Origin of the sequence: Microbacterium sp. BF1 (assembly GCF_019279095.1) — a bacterium.
Taxonomy (GTDB): Bacteria; Actinomycetota; Actinomycetes; order Actinomycetales; family Microbacteriaceae; genus Microbacterium; species Microbacterium maritypicum.
The window spans coordinates 1-2368 of sequence record NZ_JAGYWT010000390.1 but is presented as its reverse complement, the minus strand read 5'-3'; the positions used below and the strand labels follow the sequence as shown (position 1 = coordinate 2368).

The following is a 2368-nucleotide window of genomic DNA, read 5'->3' as shown; positions in this document are numbered from 1 at the left end:
CCCGGCGGAAGGGCAGGAAGGTCGGGACCGCGAGGGCGGTGCCGGGCACGGCCACGGCGCCCAGGACCACGGCGAACACCGCACGGCGCCCGGGGAAGCGGAACTTCGCGAGTCCGTAACCCGCCATGGTGGCCAGCAGCGTCGCTCCTCCCGCACCCACCACCACGTACAGCAGGGTGTTGCCCAACCAGCGCAGGAAGATGCCGTCGCGGTAGGAGAACGTGGCGACGAGGTTGTCGATGAAGGCGAAGTCGTCGGCGAACCACAGTCCGAACGAGCTGAAGAGTCCGGCCTGCGTCTTGGTCGAGCTGAACAGCAGCCAGACCAGCGGGACGAGGGTGTACAGCGCGTACAGGATCATGACGATGAGCAGCGTGTTGGACTTACGCGGATTCATCGGGTCATGGCGTCTGCGAGAGGGGCGGGCGAGGGGGAGTGCCATGTCAGCGCACCTCCGACTTCGAGCCGCGCAGCTGCACGACGTAGGCGATGACCGCGGTGATGACGCCCATGATGATGGCGATCGTCGCGGCGTAGTTGAACTGCTGCCCGGCGAACGACAGGTTGTACGCGTACATGTTCGGGGTGAAGAACGTGGTGATCACGTTCGGCGCCAGCGGACGCAGGATGTTGGGCTCGTTGAAGAGCTGGAAGCTCCCGATGATCGAGACGATCGTCGCGATCACGAGCGCCCCGCGCACGGAGGGGATCTTGATCGAGAAGATCGTGCGCCAGGCCCCGGCGCCGTCGAGGGAAGCGGCCTCGTACATGTCGGTCGGGGTGGTCTTGAGCGAGGAGTAGAAGATCAGCATGTTGTAGCCGACGAACTCCCACGTGACGATGTTGCCGATCGAGAGCAGCATCCATTCCTTCGCGAACGGGGTGATCGCGTCGACCCCGAGGAAGTCGTTGATATTGCTCGTGAGACCGAACTGGTCTCCGTAGATGTAGCCCCACATCAGTACCGCCACCACCGCGGGGACGGCGTAGGGCAGGAAGATCAGGATGCGGAAGAAGGATGCTCCGCGCAGGCGGGCGCTGTCGAGGGCGAGAGCGGCTCCGAGCGCGAGGATCAGCATGATCGGCACCTGCACGACGAGGAAGACCAGCACGCGGCCGAACGCCTCCCAGAATTGCGGATCGGAGAGTGCGCGTGCGTAGTTGTCCAGCCCGACGAAAGCGGTGCCGCCGATGAGCTTCTCCTGGAAGAAGCTCAGGTAGAGCGCATAGGCGAGGGGTGTCAGGAACACCAGGGCGAACACGACCATGAACGGGCCGACGAAGGCCCATCCCTTCCAGTCGCGCTTGTCGCGGCGCCGGATGCCGGGGGCACCCAGGGTTGCGGGGATTCAGTCGTCATCGACGAGTCCTTCTTACGTTTCGGGCGCACCGTGCGCCGTGTGTCAACGTCAACATATTGGTTGGACTGGTAGTGTGTCAACGTCAACATATGAGGGGATGGGTGATCGTGACCCCAAAGCATCCGACAGAGACGTCGACGCGCAGACGCGAGCCCTCGATGGAAGACGTCGCCAGGGAGGCCGGTGTCTCCGGTCAGACGGTGTCCCGCGTCGTGAATGCCAGGGGATACGTCGGCGCCGCCACGCGCGAGCGCGTCGAAGCGGCCATGAACAGCCTCGGCTATCGACCCAACAGTGCCGCTCGAGCGCTACGATCAGGGCGATTCCGCACCATCGGTGTCGTGATGTTCTCGTTCAGCTCGTACGGCAACCAGCGCACGCTCGATGCGATCGCCGTACGCGCCGCCCAGCTCGGCTACGCCCTCACCCTCATCCCCGTCGAATCCAGTGCCGGTGAGACGGTGGCCGGAGCATTCCGACGACTGGAGGAACACGCGGTCGACGGCATCATCATCGTGATCGAGGCTCATCAGCTCGACGAGGCCGACATCGAGATCCCCGACGCGCTTCCGGTCGTGTTCGTCGACTCGAACCGCGGAGACACCCACCCGTTCGTGGACACCGACCAGGCGCAGGGTGCACGTCTGGCGACCGAGCACCTGCTCGGGCTTGGGCACGACACGGTGTGGCACGTCACCGGCCCCGCGCGCTCGTACTCCGCGGAGCGTCGGCGCGAAGCATGGCAGCAGACCCTGGAAGGGCACGGACGTGATGTCCCGGCCCCTCTGTCGGGCGATTGGACCGCTGCATCCGGCTACGCGGCCGGTGTGGAACTGCGCGAGATCGACGGGGTCACCGCCGTGTTCGCGGCGAACGACCAGATGGCGATCGGAGTGCTGCGCGCCTTCCGCGAGGTCGGGCGCGACGTTCCGGAAGACGTCAGCATCGTCGGGTTCGACGGCCTGCCCGATGCCGCGCAGCTGTGGCCGCCGCTGACGACGGTGCAG

The 2368-nt window shown here is 65.6% G+C and carries 2 protein-coding genes and 1 pseudogene; 1 reads left to right on the top strand and 2 read right to left on the bottom strand.

The window, feature by feature from the left end; all coding sequences use genetic code 11:
- Together KZA10_RS12605 and KZA10_RS12600 are read right to left on the bottom strand one after the other, a co-directional pair.
- Positions 1 to 397 (bottom strand): annotated as a pseudogene (locus KZA10_RS12605) (carbohydrate ABC transporter permease); the annotation flags it as partial.
- 46 nt (positions 398 to 443) lie between these two features.
- Entirely contained in the window at positions 444 to 1268 is an 825-nt protein-coding gene (locus KZA10_RS12600) for a carbohydrate ABC transporter permease (RefSeq protein ID WP_256934809.1), read from the bottom strand.
- 194 nt (positions 1269 to 1462) lie between these two features.
- On the opposite strand from KZA10_RS12600, the gene KZA10_RS12595 reads away from it, so the two are divergent.
- The coding region (locus tag KZA10_RS12595; RefSeq protein WP_308289666.1) for a LacI family DNA-binding transcriptional regulator at positions 1463 to 2368 on the top strand (906 nt) is incomplete at its 3' end.